The 21,652-nt window shown below is 63.3% G+C and carries 25 protein-coding genes and 1 tRNA gene; 16 read left to right on the top strand and 10 right to left on the bottom strand.

The window, feature by feature from the left end; genetic code table 11:
* Nucleotides 1–29 precede the first annotated feature (29 nt).
* From J2858_RS06410 to J2858_RS06400, 3 genes are all read left to right on the top strand, one after another.
* Nucleotides 30–1,511: a CpaF family protein gene (locus J2858_RS06410; RefSeq protein WP_210103864.1), complete on the top strand. Its 1,482-nt coding sequence runs from the start codon at nt 30–32 to the stop codon at nt 1,509–1,511.
* 112 nt (nt 1,512–1,623) lie between these two features.
* Entirely contained in the window at nt 1,624–2,637 is a 1,014-nt protein-coding gene (locus J2858_RS06405; protein ID WP_210103863.1) for a type II secretion system F family protein, read from the top strand.
* 13 nt (nt 2,638–2,650) lie between these two features.
* Nucleotides 2,651–3,631: a type II secretion system F family protein gene (locus J2858_RS06400; protein WP_210103862.1), complete on the top strand. Its 981-nt coding sequence runs from the start codon at nt 2,651–2,653 to the stop codon at nt 3,629–3,631.
* Nucleotides 3,632–3,698: 67 nt separating this feature from the next.
* Here J2858_RS06400 and J2858_RS06395 read toward each other — a convergent pair whose 3' ends face one another.
* Nucleotides 3,699–4,547 (bottom strand): tetratricopeptide repeat protein, encoded by an 849-nt coding sequence (locus J2858_RS06395; RefSeq protein ID WP_210103861.1) that lies wholly within the window; start codon nt 4,545–4,547, stop codon nt 3,699–3,701.
* A gap of 139 nt (nt 4,548–4,686) precedes the next feature.
* On the opposite strand from J2858_RS06395, the gene J2858_RS06390 reads away from it, so the two are divergent.
* The 4 genes from J2858_RS06390 (at nt 4,687) to J2858_RS06375 (ending at nt 7,899) form a co-directional block, all read left to right on the top strand.
* Nucleotides 4,687–6,090 carry a leucyl aminopeptidase family protein gene (locus tag J2858_RS06390; RefSeq protein ID WP_210103860.1) on the top strand — a complete coding sequence of 468 codons (1,404 nt, stop codon included), beginning with the start codon at nt 4,687–4,689 and terminating at the stop codon, nt 6,088–6,090.
* 80 nt (nt 6,091–6,170) lie between these two features.
* The gene (locus tag J2858_RS06385; RefSeq protein WP_210103859.1) at nt 6,171–6,521 is read left to right on the top strand and encodes a MarR family transcriptional regulator; all 351 of its coding nucleotides are present in this window, start codon (nt 6,171–6,173) and stop codon (nt 6,519–6,521) included.
* A gap of 12 nt (nt 6,522–6,533) precedes the next feature.
* Complete coding sequence (locus tag J2858_RS06380) at nt 6,534–7,400, top strand: NlpC/P60 family protein (protein ID WP_210103858.1); 867 nt, start codon at nt 6,534–6,536, stop codon at nt 7,398–7,400.
* Between the two features lie 112 nt (nt 7,401–7,512).
* Nucleotides 7,513–7,899, top strand: coding sequence for a hypothetical protein (locus J2858_RS06375; RefSeq protein ID WP_210103857.1), 387 nt, complete (start codon nt 7,513–7,515; stop codon nt 7,897–7,899).
* A gap of 410 nt (nt 7,900–8,309) precedes the next feature.
* Here the strand turns inward: J2858_RS06375 and J2858_RS06370 are convergent.
* The 3 genes from J2858_RS06370 to J2858_RS06360 all read right to left on the bottom strand — a co-directional run bounded on the left by J2858_RS06370 (nt 8,310) and on the right by J2858_RS06360 (nt 9,775).
* Nucleotides 8,310–8,396 (bottom strand) — tRNA-Leu (locus tag J2858_RS06370).
* A gap of 118 nt (nt 8,397–8,514) precedes the next feature.
* Nucleotides 8,515–8,832, bottom strand: a complete 318-nt coding sequence (locus J2858_RS06365) for a SelT/SelW/SelH family protein (protein WP_210103856.1) — start codon at nt 8,830–8,832, stop codon at nt 8,515–8,517.
* 4 nt (nt 8,833–8,836) lie between these two features.
* On the bottom strand, nt 8,837–9,775 hold the full coding sequence (locus J2858_RS06360) for an NAD(P)-dependent oxidoreductase (protein WP_281067716.1): 939 nt from the start codon (nt 9,773–9,775) through the stop codon (nt 8,837–8,839).
* A 188-nt stretch (nt 9,776–9,963) separates the two neighbouring features.
* Between J2858_RS06360 and J2858_RS06355 the strand changes: the two genes are divergently transcribed.
* A complete protein-coding gene (locus tag J2858_RS06355) occupies nt 9,964–10,686 on the top strand; it encodes a PRC-barrel domain-containing protein (protein ID WP_210103854.1) in 723 nt (240 codons plus the stop codon).
* A 66-nt stretch (nt 10,687–10,752) separates the two neighbouring features.
* Here J2858_RS06355 and J2858_RS06350 read toward each other — a convergent pair whose 3' ends face one another.
* From J2858_RS06350 to J2858_RS06335, 4 genes are all read right to left on the bottom strand, one after another.
* The gene (locus J2858_RS06350; RefSeq protein ID WP_210103853.1) at nt 10,753–11,052 is read right to left on the bottom strand and encodes a CcdB family protein; all 300 of its coding nucleotides are present in this window, start codon (nt 11,050–11,052) and stop codon (nt 10,753–10,755) included.
* 1 nt (nt 11,053) lies between these two features.
* Nucleotides 11,054–11,308, bottom strand: a complete 255-nt coding sequence (locus J2858_RS06345; protein WP_210103852.1) for a type II toxin-antitoxin system CcdA family antitoxin — start codon at nt 11,306–11,308, stop codon at nt 11,054–11,056.
* A 60-nt stretch (nt 11,309–11,368) separates the two neighbouring features.
* Nucleotides 11,369–13,189 (bottom strand): translation elongation factor 4, encoded by a 1,821-nt coding sequence (gene lepA, locus J2858_RS06340; RefSeq protein ID WP_210103851.1) that lies wholly within the window; start codon nt 13,187–13,189, stop codon nt 11,369–11,371.
* Between the two features lie 157 nt (nt 13,190–13,346).
* Complete coding sequence (locus tag J2858_RS06335; RefSeq protein ID WP_210103850.1) at nt 13,347–14,603, bottom strand: MFS transporter; 1,257 nt, start codon at nt 14,601–14,603, stop codon at nt 13,347–13,349.
* Nucleotides 14,604–14,805: 202 nt separating this feature from the next.
* On the opposite strand from J2858_RS06335, the gene J2858_RS06330 reads away from it, so the two are divergent.
* The 3 genes from J2858_RS06330 (at nt 14,806) to J2858_RS06320 (ending at nt 16,214) form a co-directional block, all read left to right on the top strand.
* Nucleotides 14,806–15,393: a helix-turn-helix domain-containing protein gene (locus J2858_RS06330; protein ID WP_210103849.1), complete on the top strand. Its 588-nt coding sequence runs from the start codon at nt 14,806–14,808 to the stop codon at nt 15,391–15,393.
* A gap of 43 nt (nt 15,394–15,436) precedes the next feature.
* Nucleotides 15,437–15,955 (top strand): GNAT family N-acetyltransferase, encoded by a 519-nt coding sequence (locus J2858_RS06325; protein WP_210103848.1) that lies wholly within the window; start codon nt 15,437–15,439, stop codon nt 15,953–15,955.
* 85 nt (nt 15,956–16,040) lie between these two features.
* Entirely contained in the window at nt 16,041–16,214 is a 174-nt protein-coding gene (locus tag J2858_RS06320; RefSeq protein WP_210103847.1) for a hypothetical protein, read from the top strand.
* A gap of 42 nt (nt 16,215–16,256) precedes the next feature.
* Here J2858_RS06320 and J2858_RS06315 read toward each other — a convergent pair whose 3' ends face one another.
* The gene (locus J2858_RS06315; RefSeq protein ID WP_210103846.1) at nt 16,257–16,589 is read right to left on the bottom strand and encodes a hypothetical protein; all 333 of its coding nucleotides are present in this window, start codon (nt 16,587–16,589) and stop codon (nt 16,257–16,259) included.
* Between the two features lie 175 nt (nt 16,590–16,764).
* Nucleotides 16,765–17,862 carry a TRAP transporter substrate-binding protein gene (locus tag J2858_RS06310; protein WP_210103845.1) on the bottom strand — a complete coding sequence of 366 codons (1,098 nt, stop codon included), beginning with the start codon at nt 17,860–17,862 and terminating at the stop codon, nt 16,765–16,767.
* A gap of 229 nt (nt 17,863–18,091) precedes the next feature.
* Between J2858_RS06310 and mbfA the strand changes: the two genes are divergently transcribed.
* The 5 genes from mbfA (at nt 18,092) to J2858_RS06285 (ending at nt 21,643) form a co-directional block, all read left to right on the top strand.
* A complete protein-coding gene (mbfA, locus tag J2858_RS06305) occupies nt 18,092–19,075 on the top strand; it encodes an iron exporter MbfA (protein WP_210103844.1) in 984 nt (327 codons plus the stop codon).
* Nucleotides 19,076–19,541: 466 nt separating this feature from the next.
* Nucleotides 19,542–20,564: a ribosome small subunit-dependent GTPase A gene (rsgA, locus tag J2858_RS06300; RefSeq protein ID WP_210103843.1), complete on the top strand. Its 1,023-nt coding sequence runs from the start codon at nt 19,542–19,544 to the stop codon at nt 20,562–20,564.
* Nucleotides 20,565–20,725: 161 nt separating this feature from the next.
* Nucleotides 20,726–20,878, top strand: a complete 153-nt coding sequence (locus tag J2858_RS06295) for a hypothetical protein (protein WP_210103842.1) — start codon at nt 20,726–20,728, stop codon at nt 20,876–20,878.
* 163 nt (nt 20,879–21,041) lie between these two features.
* A complete protein-coding gene (locus J2858_RS06290) occupies nt 21,042–21,365 on the top strand; it encodes a type II toxin-antitoxin system RelE/ParE family toxin (RefSeq protein WP_210103841.1) in 324 nt (107 codons plus the stop codon).
* A complete protein-coding gene (locus tag J2858_RS06285) occupies nt 21,362–21,643 on the top strand; it encodes a helix-turn-helix domain-containing protein (protein ID WP_210103840.1) in 282 nt (93 codons plus the stop codon). Before J2858_RS06290 ends, J2858_RS06285 begins: the two co-directional genes overlap by 4 nt.
* Nucleotides 21,644–21,652: the final 9 nt, after the last annotated feature.

Genomic DNA, 21,652 nt, shown 5'->3' with positions numbered 1-21,652 from the left:
AAAGCCCGCCTGAAGGACACCGATCACAGATGTTTGGAAAACGCACGAACGAGGGATCGCAAGGGGCAGCAGCAGTGCCTGCCCCTGCCGTGCCGGTGCCTGCCCAGCCCGCGCGCCAGAGCCCCGACATTCTGGTCGAGACGGGGCCGGGCGCCGGCCTGCCGCGTCCGCAGCCTGCGTTGACGGCGCCTGCATCCGCTTCCGCGCCGCGCCGCCGCCCGGCCCGCACGCAGACCTATTACGACACCAAGGGGCAGATCTTTTCCGCGCTGATCGATACGATCGACCTGTCGCAGCTGGCGCGGCTCGATGGCGAGAGCGCGCGCGAGGAAATCCGCGATATCGTCAACGATATCATCACGATCAAGAATTTCGTCATGTCGATTTCCGAGCAGGAGGAGCTGCTTGAGGATATCTGCAACGACGTGCTTGGCTACGGTCCGCTGGAACCGCTTCTGGCGCGCGACGACATTGCCGACATCATGGTGAACGGCGCCGGCCAGACCTTTATCGAAGTGGGCGGCAAGACAATCGAATCGGAAATCCGTTTTCGCGACAATGCCCAGCTTCTCTCCATCTGCCAGCGCATCGTCAGCCAGGTCGGGCGGCGCGTCGACGAATCGAGCCCGATCTGCGATGCCCGCCTGCCGGACGGATCGCGCGTCAATGTCATTGCCCCGCCGCTGGCGCTCGATGGCCCGGCGCTGACCATCCGCAAGTTCAAGAAGGACAAGCTGACGCTCGAGCAGCTGGTCAAATTCGGCGCGATCAGCCCGGAAGGAGCAACCCTCCTGCAGATCATCGGGCGCGTGCGCTGCAATGTCGTCATTTCCGGCGGCACAGGATCCGGCAAGACGACGCTTCTCAACTGTCTCACCCGCTACATCGATCTCGATGAGCGCGTCATCACCTGCGAGGATACGGCCGAACTGCAATTGCAGCAGCCGCATGTGGTGCGGCTCGAAACCCGTCCGCCCAATATCGAGGGCGAAGGCGAGATCACCATGCGCGATCTCGTCAAGAACTGCCTGCGCATGCGGCCCGAGCGCATCATCGTCGGCGAAGTGCGCGGAGCAGAGGTCTTTGACCTCCTGCAGGCGATGAACACCGGCCATGACGGCTCCATGGGCACGATCCATGCCAATACGCCGCGCGAATGCCTGAGCCGCATGGAATCGATGATTGCCATGGGCGGCTTTTCGCTGCCGGCGAAAACGGTGCGCGAAATCATGTCCGGCTCCGTCGATGTCATCATCCAGGCCGCCCGGCTGCGCGACGGTTCGCGCCGCATCACCCAGATCACCGAGGTGATCGGCATGGAAGGCGACGTGATCATCACCCAGGACCTGATGCGCTACGAGATCGAGGGCGAGGATGCCGCCGGCCGGCTCATCGGCCGCCATGTATCGACCGGCATCGTCAAGCCGCATTTCTGGGAGCGGGCGCGCTATTACAACGAGGAACGGCGGCTGGCGGCCGCGCTCGACCAGATGGAAAAGCTGAGCAGCTAGCGCATTGCCGGTGATCCCGTGATTACCCGCAATGCTCCAGCAATTATTTAAACGCATTTTCCGACGCCGAAGCGCGCACGCTTCGGCTGGAAATGCTTGGGGGGAGTAGGCGATGTTCGGGTTGGATGGGACGGTCCTCGCGCTTGCGGCTCTGGTCGCCATTGCCGTGGTGGCGTTCGCCACCGCGCTTCTCTTTCCGTATTTCGAAAAAAATCGCGCGATTGCCAGCCGTGTCACCCGGCTTACCGCCAGTGAAGCCGATCGCGGGCAGGTGAAGGCGGCACGTGATCGCGTGCAGGAACTGTCGAAGCGCCGCAAATCCGTCCAGGACCAGCTGAAGGAGCTGGAACGGAAACAGCTGGAGCAATCGAAGAAGGTCGGGGACCGCACGACGAGGGCCAGGCTGTCGCGCGCCGGCCTGTCGCTTTCGCCCCGCCGGTTCCATCTCCTCTCTTTCGCGCTTGGCCTTTTCGTCGCCATGCTTTTCCTCTTCTGCGGCCTGCCGCTCTGGGCGGCCGCTGGCGCGGGTTTTGCCGCAGGCGCCGGCCTTCCGCGCTGGATCATCGGATCGCTGATCAGCCGGCGCCAGAACCGTTTTCTGGAAGAATTTCCCAATGCGCTCGATGTCATCACGCGCTCCATCCGCTCGGGCCTGCCGCTGCACGATGCCATGCGGTTGATCGCAAGCGATGGACAGGAGCCGGTGAAGAGCGAATTTCGCCGCGTGGTGGAAAGCCAGCAGGTCGGCTTCAGCGTTGCGGAGGCCTGCGCGCGCATGGTGGTCACCATGCCGCTGCCGGAGGTGAATTTCTTCTCGATCGTCATCACCATCCAGGGCCAGGCGGGTGGCAACCTGTCGGAGGCGCTCGGCAACCTTTCCAAGGTGCTGCGCGAGCGGCGCAAGATGAAGGCCAAGGTGAAGGCGCTGTCGATGGAGGCGAAGGCGTCCGGCGCCATCATAGGCTCGCTTCCCTTTGTCGTTGCCCTGCTCGTCTATCTTACCTCGCCGCATTATCTGGAGGTGCTGTTTTCCGATCCGCGCGGCCACATGATCCTGATCTTTTCCGCCGTCTGGATGTCGCTCGGCATTGTCGTCATGCGCACCATGATCAAGTTCGACATCTGAGGGGGCAAAGACCATGCCGACGCAGCTGATCAATGCCCTTGCCGATCCGGCCGTGCTGCTGGCCATCCTGGTCGCCATTGCCGTGGCGGCGACGCTCTATACGGTTGCCCTGCCGTTGTTTGAGGGCGATGATCTCAAGAAGCGCATGAAGGCTGTCTCCACCGAGCGCGAGCAGCTGCGCGCACGCGAACGGGCGCGCATGACGGCCGAGCATTCGAAGGCCACGCTTCGCGCCCAGAACAACAAGTCGATGCGCCAGATCGTCGAGCGCTTCAACCTGCGCAAGGCGCTGGTGGATGACAACACCGTCAACCGGCTGAAGGCGGCGGGGCTTCGCTCGCAAAACGCCCTCAACATCTTTCTCGTCTGCCGCTTCGTGCTGCCCTTCGTGTGCCTGGGGCTGGCCGTCATCTGGATCTTCGGCTTCGACAATCTTGCCGGGCGACCGATCGGCATCCGGCTGCTGGCGGCGGTGGTGGCGGCCTATGCCGGGTTCTATGCCCCCAATGTCTATGTGAGCAATCGGGTCGGCAAGCGGCAGGCCTCCATCACGCGGGCCTGGCCGGATGCGCTCGACCTCATGCTGATCTGCATCGAGGCCGGCATTTCGCTGGAGGCGGCCATGCGCCGGGTGGCCGACGAGATCGCGGTGCAATCGCCGGCGCTGGCGGAGGAAATGGTGCTGACGACGGCCGAGCTCTCCTTCCTGCCGGAGCGGCGTATGGCGCTGGAGAATCTCGCCGCCCGCACGCAGCTCGATATGGTGAAATCCGTCACCGCAGCCCTCATCCAGGCCGATCGCTACGGCACGCCGATTGCCCAGGCGCTGCGGGTGCTTGCGCAGGAAAGCCGCGACGAGCGGATGAACGAGGCGGAAAAGAAGGCGGCCGCCCTGCCGCCGAAACTGACGGTGCCGATGATCCTGTTTTTCCTGCCGGTGCTGATCGCCGTCATTTTGGGGCCTGCCGCCATCCAGATCGCCGACCGCTTTTAAGGCCTCACCCGTCACCCGGCCGGCGAATTTGTCCGCCGGCGGTCCGCCACCACGGCAGAGAAAACCGTCAGCGGGTCGCCTGCTTTGACTTGGCGTCCTTGCCGGCGAGTTTCGCCCAGGCATTCTGTTGGGCCAGCATGTCGCGAAGATAAGTCACGTTAGCCTCTGCCTGCACCGGCGAAAGCTCGCGGCTTGCAATCTGCTCGGCCTCGGCAAAGCGTCCCTGCAGGCCGACGACGAGCGCCAGATTCTGGCGCACGCGGCTGTCGGCCATCGGCTGCTGGCTTGCCGTGCGCAGATGGGTTTCGGCGGTGCGCAGGTCGCCGGACAACACGTAAGACATGCCAAGGTTCGACAGCACGCTCGGTTCGTTCGGCTCGACCTCCAGCGCCATGCGGTATTTGCGCCGCGCCTCGTCCGTCCTGCCAAGCTGGTCCAGCACCGCGCCTTCAGCCGAATAGAGCCGCCAGTCGGGCCGGTCCGGCGTCTGGGCGCGGGAAATGGTGGCAAGCGCCTGTTCCAGCTGCCCGGCGCCGGCCTGGGCCTTGCCGTAGGCGGCAAGCACCGCGCGGTCGGAGGGATAGGCGATCACCACCTGCTGCATCACCGCAAGCGCCTGGGCGTTCTTGCCGTTCATGCGCAGGACATTGGCATAGGCAAGGCCGGTGGCGCGCTCTTTCGGGTTACGCTCGTAGGCGCTGCCCATGCTGCGTTCGGCCATGGCAAGTTCAGGGCCGGTCATCGCGTCCAGCGGCTTGGAGAGGGAAGGGCCGGAGCCGCTGGCGGGGATCGAGCCCGTCGTCATCCTGTCGTGCCGCTCGGTGGCGCAGGAGCCAAGGGCAAGCGACAGGATCGCGCAGCACGCCGAAAGACGCAGGCGCCGGTGCGATCTGAGCAAAAAAGGGTGTACCGTCATCGTGGTCTCTCGCAAGTATCCTTGCCGGCCATTTTTCTGACGCGGGACATGCAGATCATGGGTGGCGCTCTCTTGCCTCAAGCAATAGTCTGTTAACCCTAACAACCCGTTAAGTGCCCGATTCTGAAAGCATTAAGCCATGGCCCCCGCACCGCGTTCTCCCTACCAGTTCATCGAAAGAGCCTCCCCCTTTCGCCCTCATGATGCGGATGCGCTGACCGTTCACGCGCTGACGCCGGACGAGTTTCAGTCCGCAAGTCTTGCGCCGGAGGTAAAGGCCTTTGCAAGCGCCGCAGGCTTTACTGCCGATGCGGGAAGTCTGCTTCTCCTGCCGGGACAGGAGGGTGCGCTTGCCGGTGCGCTGTTCGGCCTGGGCAAGGAGCCCACCGACCAGCCCTTCCTTGCCGGCAAGCTCGCCCGCCTGCTTCCCGCCGGCACCTGGACGATCTCCGCCTCTGCGCTTGCGCCGGAGCGCCTGGCGCTGGGCTTCGGCCTTGGCAGCTACAGTTTCGACAGCTATCGCACAGCAAAGCCTTCGGAGGTGTTTCTGTCCGTGCCGCAGGATCTCGATGGCGCCAAGCTTGACCGCACGCTTGCCGCCGTCTTCCTTGCCCGCGACCTCGTCAACACGCCGACCAATGACATGGGTCCGGAAACGCTGGAACGGGTGTTTTTTTCGCTCGCCAGCCATTATGGCGCAGAGGCCTCGTCCATCGTCGGCGAGGATCTGCTGGCAGAGAACTTTCCGCTCATCCACACCGTCGGGCGCGCCAGCGCCGAGGCGCCGAGGCTCCTGGAGATGCGCTTTGGCCGCAAGGGCGCCCGCAAGGTGACGCTCGTCGGCAAGGGCGTCTGCTTCGATACGGGCGGCCTCGACATCAAGCCGCCGGCCTCGATGCTGCTCATGAAGAAGGACATGGGCGGCGCGGCCAATGTTCTGGCGCTTGCCCTGATGATCATGGATGCCGGCCTCGACATCGATCTGCGCGTTCTCGTGCCGGCGGTGGAGAATTCCATTTCCGCCAATGCCTTCCGGCCGGGTGACATCTATCGCAGCCGCAAGGGGCTTTCCGTCCAGATCGACAATACTGATGCCGAAGGCCGCCTGATCCTTGCCGATGCGCTGGCCTATGCCGATGAGGAGGCGCCGGACCTGATGGTGGACATGGCAACGCTGACCGGGGCTGCCCGTGTCGCGCTTGGCCCGGATCTGCCGCCCTTCTTCACCGATGACGAGGCGCTGGCGGCAAGCCTGTCTGCCGCAAGCCTTGCCGAGGACGACCCGATCTGGCGCCTGCCGCTCTACAAGGGCTATGAAAAGGATGTGCGCGCCAAGGTGGCCGATCTTACCAATGCGCCGGCCGGCGGCATGGCGGGCGCGATCACCGCGGCCTTGTTCCTCAAACGCTTCGTCGAACACAGCCGAAGCTGGGTGCATTTCGATGTTTTTGCCTGGGTTCCGGCGGAAAAGCCGCATGCGCCGGCGGGCGGGGAGGCGCAGGCGATCCGCGCTCTCTATCGCCACATCGCCTCGCTGTGCTGACGGTTTGGCCTTTCTGAAGGGCTTGCGGCGGATCGGTGTTCGGTTGAGGATAGACAAAAAGCCCATGCCAGGGAGTTGCAATGCCCGCTGATCTTTCGGCCACCGAAGCGCTGGGGCTTTTCCACCGCGTGACGCTGGAACAGGTGCGCCAGGATGGACCTGACCTCAGCCTGCGCCAGCTCGCCCTTCTCCTGCATATCTATCTCGTGCCGCCGCCGCATACGGTGCGCGGGCTTGCGGCCGCGCTTGGCGTCACCAAGCCGGTGATCACCCGCGCGCTCGATACGATGGGCGCCATGCAACTCGTGGACCGGGCGCGCGACGAGCGCGACCGGCGCAATGTCATCATTAAGCGCACGGTGACCGGAGCGCTTTATCTCGAAAGACTGGGCGACCTCGTGCGCAACGAGGCCCGCCGACCCATGCCCTGAGGAGGGGCCGCCATGACAGAGACCTCAGTTCCGGCACTTGATCGTCGCCTCAACGCCTTCCGCGCGGATCTCGCGGACGAAACCTTGCGCGGCAAAGTGGAGGCGGCCGCTTTCGCGCGGGGCGAACCGGCATTCGTTGCCGTGCCGGTGGCCGATCTTCGCCCCGCCCCGGATTTATCGCGGGGCATCGATACGCAATTGCTGTTCGGCGAGCCGTTGCGCGTCTTTGATCGGCGCGATGGCTTTGCCTGGGTGCAGGCGCTGGAGGATGGCTATGTCGGCTATCTGCCGGAGGCGCAGCTGACCTCGGAAACCGTGCCGACGCACCGCATCTCAGTGCCGCGCACCTTCGTCTATCCGCAGGCGGAGCTGCGCATGGTGCCGCTTCAGGCGCTTTCGATGGGAAGCCGAATCACGGTGATCGGTGAGGCCGAAACGCGCGGCACGCGCTATTTCCTGCTGGCCTCGGGCGGTGCGGTGATTGCCCGCCACTGCATCGAGGAGACTGCCGTTCTGTCTTCCGATTACGTCACGATCGCCGAAAGCTTTCTGGAAACCCCCTATCTCTGGGGCGGCCGTTCCGGCTTCGGCATTGATTGTTCGGGCCTCGTTCAGCTTGCCATGATGATGGCCGGTAGAAAGATCCTGCGCGATTCCGATATGCAGGCGGGCTCAGGCACGCCGATTGCCCGCCAGGACCTTGTGCGCGGCGACCTCGTCTTTTGGAAGGGCCATGTCGGCATCATGGAAGATGAGAAGACCCTCCTCCACGCCAACGGCCACACGATGACGGTGGCGCGTGAAAATCTCGATGCGGCAATCGACCGGATCGGCTGGCTCTACGAGCAACCCACGGCGTTTCGCCGACCGCCTGCCTGATGCCTGCCGGTCTTGCGGCGGTGCCGATCACGCAAATGTATTTACCGGAGATGGCAGTCACGCGTCCGATTGACTACATGAAGACCAGATGACAAGGATCGGAGCAGACGCCATGGCTGGAAGATCGCAACGGACGGCAAGGGTTGCGCTCAGTGTCCTCGGGCTTGTCGCGCTCGGCCTCATCCAGGCACTGCCGGCGCAGGCGTCTGACGCCAAGCCGCAGCCGAACTGGTCCAATCCCGCCCCGGCGCCGGCCTTCAAGGACCTGCCGGGTGTCGTGCCGGAAGAGGCCCGCGTGCGCAAGGAAGCAGCCGACAGTCCCAACTGCACCACCGGGGTGGAATATCGCCGCTGGCGCCGGGACAGCATCTTGAGCTCCGACAGCCTGCCGGTGCAGGTCTACCGCTGCGAACAGGGCGGGTTCACCTATTCCGGCACCGAACTGCCGGACCGCCCCTGGGTGCCGGGCCTGAACCCCTACGACCTGCCGCGGGATTGACCAGCCGCCGCCTGATAACGCCTTCAGGCTTGCGGATGCGCGAACGGCCCCCACACCGAAAGCACGCCGATGAAGCTGAACACGATGGACAGCACGAGCAGGATGACGAAGGCGATGAAGACGGCTTTGGGCACGGATGGTCTCCTGAACAAGGGCAGCCTGCGATCTGTGGCGCGCGCCTGACGGTCTTTAGGCAGGCGTGCCGCGGAAAACGCGGGGCAGGCGGTCCGGCCCCCTGTCCCTGAAGGCCCGACTACGGCCCTCCTTACACCATTCCGGCCGAAAGGTCTGTCCTCAAAACATCTGCCGGAACGGCGATGCCGGACGAAATGCAAGGCACAAAAAAAGCCCGGCGAACCGAGCTTTCTTTTGTGTTTCCCGACCGTGTGACACAGTCTGAAACTGGAATTTGGTGCCCAGAAGAGGACTCGAACCTCCACACCCTTTCGAGTACCAGCACCTGAAGCTGGCGCGTCTACCAATTCCGCCATCTGGGCGACGAGGAGCGATGTACTGGTAGCTGCCGCCCCTGTCAACGGCCTTTTTGAAGTTTCTGTGTCAGCTGCGATTTTTCTCGAGGTGATGTGTATTAGCAGGTGCGCGCAAGCCTTGGGATCAAACGCTTTCGCCGCTATCTGCCTTGTTTTCCTTGGAAGAACGGTCAAGGTGTCCCAGATCGCGATCGGGTGCGATCACGTCGCGCACGCGCTGCTTGAGGTCCTTCGGGCCTGGAAAACCACCGTCGCGCACCCGCTCCCAGACGAGTGCGTCGTTGATGCGGATTTCGAAAATGCCACCGGTTCCGGGGATCAGCGCCACCTCGCCAAGGCTGTCGCCGAAGGTGTGCAGCAGCTCCTGCGCCATCCAGGCGGAGCGCAGCAGCCAGTTGCACTGGGTGCAGTAGTGAATGGTAATCCGGGCCTTCCCGCTCATCGCCTTACTCCTTCATCGTGTCGGTCGCAGCACGCACCATGGTGGCAAGATCCGCCTCGCCATGGCCGTTGTCCTGCGCTTGTCGGAAACTTTCCAAGGCCGCCCCCATCGTCGGCAGGTCCACGTCCAGCTGCTGGGCAAGATCTGCCACGACGCGGGCATCCTTCACCACGCCCGACAGCGAAAAGCCGACCGCATCGCTCGTTCCAAGGATAACCGGCAGGCGGGATTTGAGCGCCGGGCTTGCGGCCGGACTGCCTTCGAGAAAATTGAGCATGGTTTCGCGGGTGAGGCCGGCGGCTTGGCCGAGAAGCAGCGCTTCCTTCAGCGTCTGCCAGAGCCCGAGCAGCATCATGTTGTTGACGAGCTTTGCCGCCGCACCATGGCCAAGCGGCCCGATATGGTGGATGCGGTCGGACAGCACCTCGGCAACCGGCAGGAACCGCTCCACATCCTCCTTCGCGCCGCCGATATAGAGCCCGATGCGGCCCTGCAGAACCTGGTCCGGCCCGCCGGAAATCGGCGCGTCGATGGCGCGCGCGCCGGCAGCTTCCAGGGCGCCTGCATGGGCACTCGGTGTCTGCGGGCCAACCGTGCTCGTGTCGACAATCAGGCGCCCGTCAAGCGCGCCGGTCTGGGCAAGGACAGAGAGAACGGAGGACACGGCAGCATCATCCATCAGGGACAGAATGAGGATGCGGGAGGAGGCCGCGAGCTTTCCCAGAGTGTCTGCGCCGGCAATGCCGAGCTCGTCTGCGCGTGCGGGATCGATGCCGCTCCGGCTCCAGCCGGTTACCGAAAACCCCGCCGCTGCGAGGCGCCGGGCCATGGCAGAGCCCATGCGGCCAAGCCCGATGATGCCGATCGTTTCACGCGTCATGCCATCCCCTTCTTTTCTCTCATCGTCCCGGGCACCGCCCGCATAGCGGGAGCGCGGACGCAAAGACTAGCGCCATAGCGCAAGGCGACGATAGAGGCTTTTCCGAAGGGGGATCATAAAACCGCCGCCGGGGTCGGTTTCTCCTGCGCGTGCAGGGCCCTCGTTCTGTCATCGCGACGAGAAACATCGGAACCAGACCGGGTCGGGCGGGGTTTGTCGATCAGTGTACAATCAATGACTGGAGAAAACACATGTCACGCAAGCTCATCGCTGCCCTTGCTCTATCCACCGTTCTGCCGTTTGCAGCCCTGGCGCAGACCACGACGACGGCGCCCGTTACTCCCGGCCAGACGACAAACCAGAACAATGCGCATGGCGGCATGGCCGATAGCCATCGCAGCACGGAGGCAACGACCGCCGGGCCGTTCGTCACGGTGCCGGGTGAAGGCGCCTGGCGCTTCAGCGATCTGGAAGGCAAGGCTGTTTATGGGGCCGACGGTGAGAATATCGGCCAGATCAATGACGTCCTCGTCAGCCAAAACGGCAGTGTCAATGCCGTGATCATCGGGGTCGGTGGCTTTCTCGGTATCGGCGAAAAGGATGTCGCTGTGGATATGAGCGCCCTGCAGCTCGGCCCGGGCATGAGCCAGGAAGAGGCCAATGCCGCAGCCGCCCAGTCCAGCGCGGTCTCGCCGGAAACCACCGCCGCAACCCAGCCCGGCACGACGACTCCGCCCGCCGCCGGCGCCGCCCGCACCACCACCGATCCGGCCGGAACCGGCATGGGTGCCGCCAGCAACCGCACGGGCGCCCCGGGTGCTGCCACCTCCAATAGCGAAAGCAACGGTCAGCTGGCCAATGCCGACGCCGCCCAGATCGGCGACGACGGCCTGCCGCAGCGCATCGTGCTCAACGTGACGCGCGAACAGCTGCAGGATGCACCGGCCTTCGAAGGCATGACGCCCGCCCGCTAAGGGTTTTATCGCCGAGTTTCCCCGGATCCCGCAGGTCATGCCTGCGGGATTTTCCGTTTTAAGGTCTCAAAATCCCTGAAACAGGAAATCGGTTGCCGCCGTGATGTCATCCGCGCGTGCGGAGAGATCGGCGACGAAGGGGCCGAAAAGCGCGATGTTGATGGCGGCAATCCGTTGAGTTGCCATCGTGTAACGGATCCCCTCGATGTCAAATCGAGGATTCATGCGGCCGATTGACCAGGACATCATTTCCACCGGGTATAAGGGCACAACGACACGCGTGCGAAGCGCGTCAAGAACATCGGCCTGAAGGTCAAGGATCAGTATTGCCTCTTCAGTTGAACGGTAGACTGAAAACCGCGCCATGCTACCACAGCCGGTATTTGGCCAGTGGCAAACCGTGTTTCTCGATGTCGTCGTTTTCCGCCTTGATCGCCTCGGCGTTTTCGATCTTCCAAAGGCGCTCTTTTTCGGCCTTCACGGCACGCGCAATGCCGTCCGTTGCGGCCTGCGAGACGTCTAGCTTCAGGTCGCGCGCTTCCAGAAGAAGCCGCTCGTCCACATGGATGGCATTGGTGATGCCGTCCGTGCTGCCATTCGGCTTTCGCGATGTCTGTGCCATGCGCTTTGCGGCCTCCCGTGAGAGGCCGGATTATGAGGCAGATAGTCTCGCTTGAGAAGCCTATTCGTCGCTCATCTTCAGCGCGGCGATAAACGCTTCCTGCGGGATTTCCACCTTGCCGAACTGGCGCATGCGCTTCTTGCCGGCCTTCTGCTTGTCGAGAAGCTTGCGCTTGCGCGATGCGTCGCCGCCGTAGCACTTTGCCGTCACGTCCTTGCGCATGGCCGATATGGTTTCGCGCGCGATCACGTTGCCGCCGATGGCAGCCTGGATCGGGATCTTGAACATGTGGCGCGGAATGAGGTCCTTCAGCTTTTCGCACATGTCGCGGCCGCGCTTTTCCGCCGCCGAACGGTGGACCAGCATGGAGAGCGCATCGACCGGCTCGCCATTCACCATGATCGACATTTTCACGAGGTTGCCCTCGCGATAGGTATCGAGATGGTAGTCGAAGGAGGCATAGCCCTTCGAGATCGACTTCAGGCGATCGTAGAAATCGAAGACCACTTCGTTGAGCGGGAGCTCATAGGTGATCATCGCGCGCTTGCCCACATAGGTAAGCTCGGTCTGGATGCCGCGCCGGTCCTGGCAGAGCTTGAGGATCCCGCCGAGATAATCGTCGGGGGTGAGGATCGTCGCCTTGATCCACGGCTCGTGGATTTCGTCGATCCGCACGACGTCGGGCATGTCGGCGGGATTGTGCAGCTCGCGCTCGGTGCCGTCGGTCATGTAGAGCTTGTAGACGACGGAGGGCGCGGTCGCGATCAGGTCGAGATCGAATTCACGCTCGAGGCGCTCCTGGATGATTTCGAGGTGGAGCAGGCCGAGGAAGCCGCAGCGGAAGCCGAAGCCGAGGGCCGCGGATGATTCCATTTCGAAGGAGAAGGAGGCGTCGTTGAGGCGCAGCTTCCCCATGGCAGCGCGCAGGTCTTCGAAGTCTGCCGCATCGACCGGGAAGAGGCCGCAGAACACGACCGGCTGCGCCGGCTTGAAGCCCGGCAGCATCTTGTCGGTCGGGCGCTTGTCTTCGGTGATCGTATCACCGACGCGGGTATCGGCCACTTCCTTGATCGAACCGGTGAAGAAGCCGATTTCGCCGGGCCCCAGTGAATCGACGGACACCATTTTCGGGGTCAGCACGCCAACGCGCTCGACATTGTATTTGGCATCCGTACCCATCATGCGGATGACCTGGCCCTTGGACAGGACGCCGTCCAGCACGCGCACGAGAACCATGACGCCGAGATAGGTATCGTACCAGCTGTCGACGAGCAGCGCCTTCAGTGGAGCCTTCTCGCCGCCTTCGCTCTTCGGCGCCGGCAGCTTGTGCACGATGGCTTCCAGAACGTCGGGGATGCCGAGGCCCGTCTTTGCCGAAATCAGCACGGCTTCGGAAGCATCGATGCCGATCACTTCCTCGATCTGTTCCTTGATACGCTCGGGCTCGGCGGCCGGCAGATCCACCTTGTTGAGGACCGTCACCAGCTCATGATTGTTGTCGATCGCCTGATAGACGTTGGCCAGCGTCTGCGCTTCCACGCCCTGCGACGCATCGACGACCAGCAGCGAGCCTTCGCAGGCAGACAGCGAGCGCGACACTTCATAGGCGAAGTCGACATGGCCGGGCGTGTCGATCAGGTTCAGCACATAGGTTTCGCCATTGTTGGCCTTGTAGTGCAGGCGCACCGTCTGGGCCTTGATGGTGATGCCGCGTTCCTTCTCGATATCCATCGAGTCCAGCACCTGCTCGGACATCTCGCGCTCGGCAAGGCCCCCGGTCATCTGGATCAGACGGTCGGCGAGGGTGGACTTGCCATGGTCGATATGGGCGACGATGGAAAAGTTGCGGATATGGTCGAGGGGCGTGCGATCGGTGCTCATGGTCGCGCATATAGCAGCGGCCCGTTTCAACGCCTAGCGGGAAAATAAGCAAGAGAGGGCGAAAACAGCCTGCGCGCGGGCAAAATCCGGTCTTCTGGTGCCGTCTTTCCGCCCACGGCTTGCCGTCGGCAGCGGTCGGGCCTCCCTGGCTTGCGTCTCAGGGGTCCGGCAGCCCGGCATCGGGATCGGTCAGAGTGGCGGCATTCGGCACCTGGGCGCTGCGCAGTTCGAACGTCTCGCGCGCCTGCGAGGGCACCGGGTTGCGCTCGTTGAGCCGCCACAGCACGAATATGCCATAGGCGATCGCCACCAGCATGGCGGCGCCGATAAAGGTCTTCTGGCCGAGCACCGGCGTGAGTGCAGTCACGCCCAGAGGCACCACGGTTGCCGCCGCCGACCAGGCCACCAGCAGCGTGCTCGACAGCGGTACATAGTCATCCGGATCGGCGCGGTCGTTGGAATGGGCATTGGCGATGGAATAGATCGTCTCGATGGCGCCGCCGAACACCAGGAAGACGATCATCAGGACGATCATCTGGGAAAAGGAGGTGAACAGTGCTGCGCCCGCAGCGCAGGTGATGAGGACGCAGGTGATGAGCAGCACCCGGCGCCGGTCGATGCGGTCCGACAGGATGCCGAGCGGATATTGCACGAAGAGCAGGCCGGTCTGCATCACGAACATCAACAGCGCCACCTGGCTCTGCGACACGTTGTTGACGGCGGCATAGATCGGCACGAAACCCTGCACCACCATGGAAAGCCCGCCGGAGGCCAGCACGCCGATCAGGCCGACCGGCGAAATGCGCCAGGCCATGCGCAGGTCGACGTTGACGCGCGCCGGCGCGGGCGGGTTGGGCAGGCGGGTGAGCCCGATCGGCAGGATCGCAAGTGCCGTAAACAGCACGGTCAGCAGCGGTGTCACGTTGCCGGCGGTGGAGATCTGGCCAAACAGCCAGGCCCCGCAGCCGAGCGCCAGCACATAGGCCATATAGAAGAAGGACATCGCCCGTCCGCGCCAGGCATTGGAGGCGGCATGATTCAGCCAGCTCTGCGCGATGATGAAATTGCAGTTGGCTGCAGCGCCATAAAGCCCGCGGGCCAGAATCCACCAGCCGGCCGGAAGTCCCGAGGCGATGATGACGGCGGCGATGATGACGATGGCCATCGAGCAGGCAAAAAGCCGCGCATGGCCGACCCGGCGGATCAGCGGGCCGGTGACGACGCAGCCCACCAGCCCGCCGAAGGCAACGGCCGTGACGGCTGCTCCCGGCGCCCAGCTGGCCGCCTCCGAGCGGGCCAGCATGTAGGGGCTGTAGGCAAACATCAGGCCGCTGCCGACAGCCGCCGTCGACATCGACAGGACGATGCTGGCAATCGACAGCGGGGATGCGCCGGATAAGGGCTTGTCGTGCATCGAAACTCCATGAAGGCAGGCACACGACGAGGCCGGCGCGGTTGAGCGCGCGGATGCGGGAGCTTTGGTTCATCCTAGCGAACGGACGGTGTGCGTGGCTATCGCGAAAACGCCGACATCCCGTTCGTCCCCGTCAGGCGCGTCTCAAAAATCCACTATGAGAGCGATTGACTCCATTATAAGAGAAATGCAAACTCTTTTCATGGAAAAGACAGATCAGGATTTCGAAATCGCGATCGGTGACCGGCTGAAGGCGCTGCGGCTTGCGCAGAAGTTCACGCTGGACCGTCTGGCGGCCGATGCGCGTGTCAGCCGCGCGATGATTTCGCGCATCGAGCGAGGGGAGGCAAGCCCGACGGCGGCCCTTTTGGCACGGCTCTGCGAGGCGCTCGGCCTGTCGCTCTCGGCCTTCTTTGCCCCTGATGATCCCGGAACGTCGCCCGTGTCGCGTCGCGAGACGCAGCGCCTCTGGCGCGATCCGACGACCGGCTATCTGCGCCGCTCGGTCTCGCCGCCCGGCATGCCGTCAAGGGTCGATATCGTCGAGGTGGAGTTTCCGCCGGGTGCGCGCGTCTCCTTTCCGCCGCGGCCGGAAAGCCGGTTCATGACGCAGCATGTCTGGCTGTTTGCCGGCGTGCTCGACATGGAGCTTGCCGGCGAAACCCACCGGCTTCACCCCGGCGATTGCCTGTTCATGGATATCGGCGACGCCTTTGCCTTCTTCAATCCGTCCGACCAGCTCGCCCGCTACGGCGTCATTCTGGATCGCGGACAAGTTCCCGGACGATGATCCCGTCCGAGCATTCCTCCAAAAAACTGAACGAGATTTTCCGATGACCAGTTTTCACATTCTTGACGCGCAGGCTGCCGAACAGGCGATCGATGACCTTTGCGATGTGCTGAGCGATTGTATCAATGGCGGCGCCTCTCTGGGCTTCATGCTGCCGTTCACCCCTGGCGATGCGCAGGCTTACTGGCGCGGCGTGGCTGAAGCGGTGCGCCTTGGTCAGACGATCCTGGCGGTGGCTGAGATCGAGGGCCGGGTGGTGGCCACGGTGCAGGTCGGGCTTGCCCAGAAACCGAACCAGCCGCATCGCGGCGATCTGATGAAGCTTCTGGTGCATCGCGATGCGCGCGGTCTCGGCCTGTCGCGCAAGCTGATGGATCTGGTGGAGCAGGAGGCCGCCCGGCGCGGGCGCACGCTCCTGGTGCTGGACACGGCAACCGGCAGCGATGCGGAGGCGATCTATCCCCGCTTTGGCTGGCAGCGGGTCGGCGTCATCCCCGATTATGCGCTCTGGCCGCAGGGCGGGTTCTGCGACACCACGCTGTTCTACAAACGGGTCGGCTGAACGCGCATCCGGAGTGAAAAAGTCAGGAACCTCACCGCTCTCAGGCTGTTAGTCCTGTTCGACCGACATGAAAACGGAGGCGAACATGACCAAGACCGATATCAAGGCGCAGCAGGATCGGGCCAAGGCACAGGTGGACAATACCAGCGCCGGCGGCCATCTCGGCGGCACCTATTACGGCCAGGAGCCGGACGGCAAGACGATCAGCGGCAATGACCGCGTCGGCTCCAAGGCGCGCCCGAACAACGGCCGCAACTGACGGTCAAAGGGCGTCGGCCGGACTGGCCGAGGCGGACGATATTCAGCGGCGGGGCCCGGTCGATGATCGCGTCCCGCCGGTGCTTTCGGGGCTCGCGCCTGCGGCTTTGCCGGAGCGGCTTGCGGAAAAGCGGTCGGCGGCACTGCCGGTGATCCGCGCGTGGTCTGCAAGCCTTGCAGCAAACATCGAGAGCTTTGCCGGATCGGTCAGGCCCATGCGGTAGAGGCGCAGCACGATGCGCGCCAGCTTCTCCTGGTCAAGCTTGTTGGGCTTGCCGCTGCCGGTAAACACGATGGAGCGGATGACCGCGTCGATCACCGCAAAATCGCTGGGCACCAGAATGTTCGGGTAAAACCGCACGTCCGAATGAGGCATGGTTCTCTCCGGTTGACGCCCGCCACCATAGGCATCGAAGACTGTCGCGCAATATCAAATGTTATAGCGCGCGATCGCAGCTTGCGTCGGCTGCCGCCAAACCTCTTGCCGGGGCGCAACAAAAAACGGCGGCTCACTTGCGTGGCCGCCGTGTCGATCAGGGCTCTTCGGCGTCTCAAAGATTGCCGTTGCGCTGCTGGATCATCATGAACGTGTCGAAGCTGTAGTCGGCAATCTGCAGCCACAGGTAACCATCCTTTTTGAAGGCCTGCTGGCTGTCGTAGATCTTCTTGAAGGCCGGGTTCTTGGCGGAGATTTCCGCGTAGGTTTCCTGGGCCGCCTTGTAGCAGACCTCCAGGATATCCTGGCTGAACGGCTTCAGCACGGCGCCTTCGGCCACCAGCTGGCGCAGCGCCTTGGCGTTCAGCGCATCATAGCTTTCCAGCATCAGCGCATTTGCCCGCGCGCAGGCATCGGTCAGCACGCGCTGATAACGCTTGGGAAGCGCCTTGAACTTTTCCAGGTTGAAGAAGGCATGCACCGTCGGGCCCCCTTCCCACCAGGCCGGGTAGTAGTAATATTTGGCAACCTTGTAGAAGCCGAGCTTGTGATCGTCATAGGGACCGACGAATTCGGTGGCATCGATCGTACCCTTTTCGAGCGCCGCATAAACGTCACCGCCGGCAATCTGCTGCGGCGTCACGCCCACCTTGGTCATCACCTGGCCGGCCAAGCCCGCGATGCGCATCTTCAGACCCTTCAGATCATCGACGGTCTTGATTTCCTTGCGAAACCAGCCGCCCATCTGGGCGCCGGTATTGCCGGCCGGCAGCGCATAAAGATTGTGGCCGGCAAAGAATTCGTTGAGCAGTTCGGTGCCGCCGCCAACCGAGAACCAGGAATTGGCAAGCCGGGCATTGAGGCCGAAGGGAATGGCCGTGCCCAGTGCAAAGGTCGGATCCTTGCCCACATAGTAATAGGCGCAGGTATGGGCCATTTCCACCGTGCCGGCGGCCACCGCGTCGGCAGCCTGCAGCGGCGGCACGATTTCGCCGGCCGCATAGGTCTGGATCCTGAACTTGCCGTCGGTTGCTTCCGAGACGCTCTTGGCGATTTCCGTCGAGGAATTGAACAGAACATCAAGGCTCTTCGGGAAGGACGAGGTCAGGCGCCAGGTAATATCCGGGCTTTCCTGCGCGATGGCGGGGGCGGCAAGGGCTGCGGCGCCAACACCGGCTGCACCGGCCTGGCGAAAGAAGGATCTGCGGTTCATGGAACTTACGCCTTTAATTTCATCATGATGCGGCATGCGTTTTAGCCCTAAATCATTTTGTTGCTGTGCCTGCAAGCCAAAATGGCGGAAGATTGCGCATCGGCAACCTCTGGCGTCGCATCCTTGCGACAGCGCTTCCGCTTTCCCTTTGCGATTTTTGCACCGCATCGGGCTTGAATTTCCCCCGTCTCGCGTTAAAATTAGAATAATTCTAAAAGAGGTCATCGCCATGTTTGAATTGTTTCGCGCCGGCGGACGCCGCGCCTTCGAAACGCTGAGCGAGGCTGAAATCCTGGCGCTTGCCATTTCCTCGGAAGAAGAGGATGCGCGGATCTATCAGTCCTATGCCGCATCCCTTGCCGATCGTGCGCCGGATTCGGCTAAGGTGTTTCGCGACATGGCGGAGGTGGAGCAATCCCACCGCAACATGCTGATCGGCCAGTTCCGGCAGCGGTTCGGCGAAACCATTCCGCTCATCCGCCGCGAGCATGTGCGTGGCTTCTATCAGCGCCGGCCCGACTGGCTGATGACCAACCTGTCGCTGGACACCATCCGCGCCCAGGCCGAGATCATGGAAGCGCAGGCCTTCCGCTTCTACACGGAAGCCATGAAGCGCGTAAGCGACGCCTCGACCCGTCAGTTGCTGGGCGATCTGGCGCTCGCCGAGCAGGGGCATGGCGAAATTGCCCATATGTTGGGCGACAAGCATACGCCGGAAGAGGTTCGCGAGGCGGAAACGGCCGGCGAACGTCGCCAGTTCATCCTGACCTATGTGCAACCGGGTCTTGCCGGCCTGATGGACGGGTCGGTATCGACGCTAGCGCCGATCTTTGCGGCGGCCTTTGCCACCGGCGATACCTGGTCGACCTTCCTCATCGGCCTGTCGGCCTCGGTCGGTGCCGGCATTTCCATGGGCTTTACGGAGGCCGCCCATGACGATGGCAAGCTGTCGGGCCGCGGCTCGCCGCTGAAGCGGGGCCTTGCCTCCGGCATCATGACCGCCATCGGCGGCCTCGGCCACGCGCTGCCCTATCTTATTCCGCATTTCTGGACGGCGACCATTGTCGCGGCCATCGTCGTCTTCGTCGAGCTGTGGGCGATCGCCTTCATCCAGAACCGTTTCATGGAAACGCCCTTCCTGCGGGCCGTCTTCCAGGTGGTCTTCGGCGGCTCCCTCGTCCTCGCCGCCGGCATCCTGATTGGGCAGGGGTGAGGAGCGGTTGGCCGAAGGCCAAGCTATCGATCCAGTGGATCGATAGCAGCGACGAACGCCCTGAGCTCAAGCGAAGGGCCGGGGGGTGCAACCCGGAGCGACGGCCGAAGGCCAAGCTATCGATCCAGTGGATCGATAGCAGCGACGAACGCCCTGAGCCCTAAGCGAAGGGCCGGGGGGCAACCCGGAGCGACGGCCAAAGGCCAAGCCATCGATCCAGCGGATCGATAGCAGCGACGAAAGCCCGGAGCCCAAGCGAAGGGCCGGGGGCACAACCCGGAGCGACGGCAAGGCCGTCAACGTCCGGTCATGGCCTTCTCGACCAACCCCCGGCACGAAATCCCGTTCCCCCAAAACATTTCCCGCGTCAGCGGACCGTTTCTGCGCTAAGAGACAGGCAAAGACCGCGATCAGGCGACGGAAAGCGAACACACATGGCCTCTTCTCTTACCCATCGGGCCCGTTCTTGACGGCTCCTCGCGGCACCGCCGCACTTCAGCGGCTGGGCTGGTCGGATTTTTTTGCCGGGCAGATAAGGCCCGGCGAGGAGATCTGTCTGGTGCGGCGCATTTCGTCCGTGCACCGGGCGCGGCTTGAGGCGATCGATGCCGACGGCCCCGCTCACCTCGAACTTGCCCCGAACGCCAACACTGCCGATTATGCCGTGGGTGACTGGGTGCTGGCGGAGCCGCAGAGCGGCCTTCTCACGCGCCGCCTCGAGCGCCGCACCCTGCTGCAAAGGCGCACGGAAGGCGCCATCGGCCAGCAGCTGGCGGCTGCCAATGTCGATACGCTGTTCATCGTCACCTCCTGCAATGCCGATTTCAACCTGTCGCGGCTGGAACGCTATCTCATCATGGCAAACGAGGCCGGCACGCGCCCGGTCATCGTGCTCACTAAGGCCGATCTGGTGGCAGATGCCGAAACCTATGCGACACAGGCCGCCGCCCTGCAGCGCGATCTGCCCGTCGTCGTCGTCAATGCGCGCGCTGCCGATGCCGTCGAACCCTTAAAGCCCTGGTGTGCGCAAGGCCAGACGGTGGCGCTCGTCGGCTCGTCCGGTGTCGGCAAGTCGACGCTGGTCAATACGCTTGCCGGCCCGTCCACAGAGACCCCGCAAAAGACCGGTGCCATCCGCGAACACGATGCCAAGGGCCGCCACACCACGACGGCCCGCTCCCTGCATGAAATGGCCGGCGGCGGCTGGGTCATCGATACGCCCGGCATCCGCACGCTCTATGTGAGCGACATCACCGGCGGCATCGACACACTCTTTGCCGAAATCACCGAGCTTGCCCCCCACTGCCGATTTCGCGATTGCACCCATGCGCACGAGCCCGGCTGCGCCGTGCAGGCGGCCGTGAAAGCCGGCACGCTCGATGCCGACCGGCTGGAGCGCTGGCGCACGCTGACTGCCGAAAACCGCGATCGCACTCCCGTCTACAGCGGCCCAAAGGGCAACAAGACACTGCGCAAGAACAAATATTGAGCTTTTGCGCCTCAATACCCATATAAAGCCTCGAGGGGCCGTCAGGCCCATTTTTCTGCGCGCGGATGTCCGGTTTCATGGACGCGCGCCTCAAAACCTCTCGACCGATACCGTACGGCACACCGGCATCCCGCCGGCGCCCCGACCCTTGGAGACAGATCATGTCCGATCAGAAAACCGCCGATAAGGCCTATGAACCCGTTGCCTTTGCCAAGCGGCACCGCATTTCGCTGGAAGATGCCAAGGCCATCCTCGAAAAACACGGCAGCGACCACAAGAACGCCGACAAGGAAGGCCGCCGCGTCAGCCTCTGATCGCAGGCACCAACCGCGTGCCCCCTTCTCCTCGAAAGGAGAAGGGACCGCCGGATGCAGGCGGTGAGGGGACGGCATCCACTGTCGCTGGCCCACCCCTGACGAAATGCCGAATGCAATTTCCTCACTGGTCATGCTGTATCGTTATTGATACAATTCAGCCATGAAGCTGATCGAATGGCTTGGAAGCAGTCGGGCGGATGTTCGTGCGTTTCCCGAAGAGGCGCGCCTTGAGGCCGGCTGGCAGCTCGAACTTGTCCAGCGCGGGGATGACCCCGATGACTGGAAACCCATGCAAACGGTCGGCCCCGGCGTCAAGGAGATCAGAATTCGAGAGCCGTCCGGCGCCTTTCGCATCCTCTATCTGGCAGCCCTGGAAGACCGGGTTCTGGTCCTTCATGCCTTCCAGAAGAAATCGCAGGCGACATCGAAGAAAGACCTCGATCTGGCGACGCAACGGTTGAAACGATGGAAGGCAGAACGATGACGGCGGAGACCTATGAAAATGTCTGGGATGCCCTGACCGACACAGCGCAGGAAGCTGCAAACCTCAAGGCCCGCTCCACACTGCTTTATGAAATCCGCAAAGCGGTGAAGCGCTGGGACCTCTCTCAGGAAGAGGCCGCCAAACGTCTTGGCCTGACGCGTCCCCGCACGAATGACCTGTTGCGCGGCAAGCTCTCAAAGTTCTCGCTCGACGCCCTCGTCAACATCGCCGCCGCCGCCCATCTCGGTATCGAAATCCGCGTCACGGACGCAGCGTAAGGGTAAAAA

The sequence above is a fragment of the Neorhizobium galegae genome (assembly GCF_017877135.1).
Lineage (GTDB): Bacteria > Pseudomonadota > Alphaproteobacteria > Rhizobiales > Rhizobiaceae > Neorhizobium > Neorhizobium galegae_A.
This window is presented reverse-complemented; position numbering and strand designations above follow the sequence as displayed.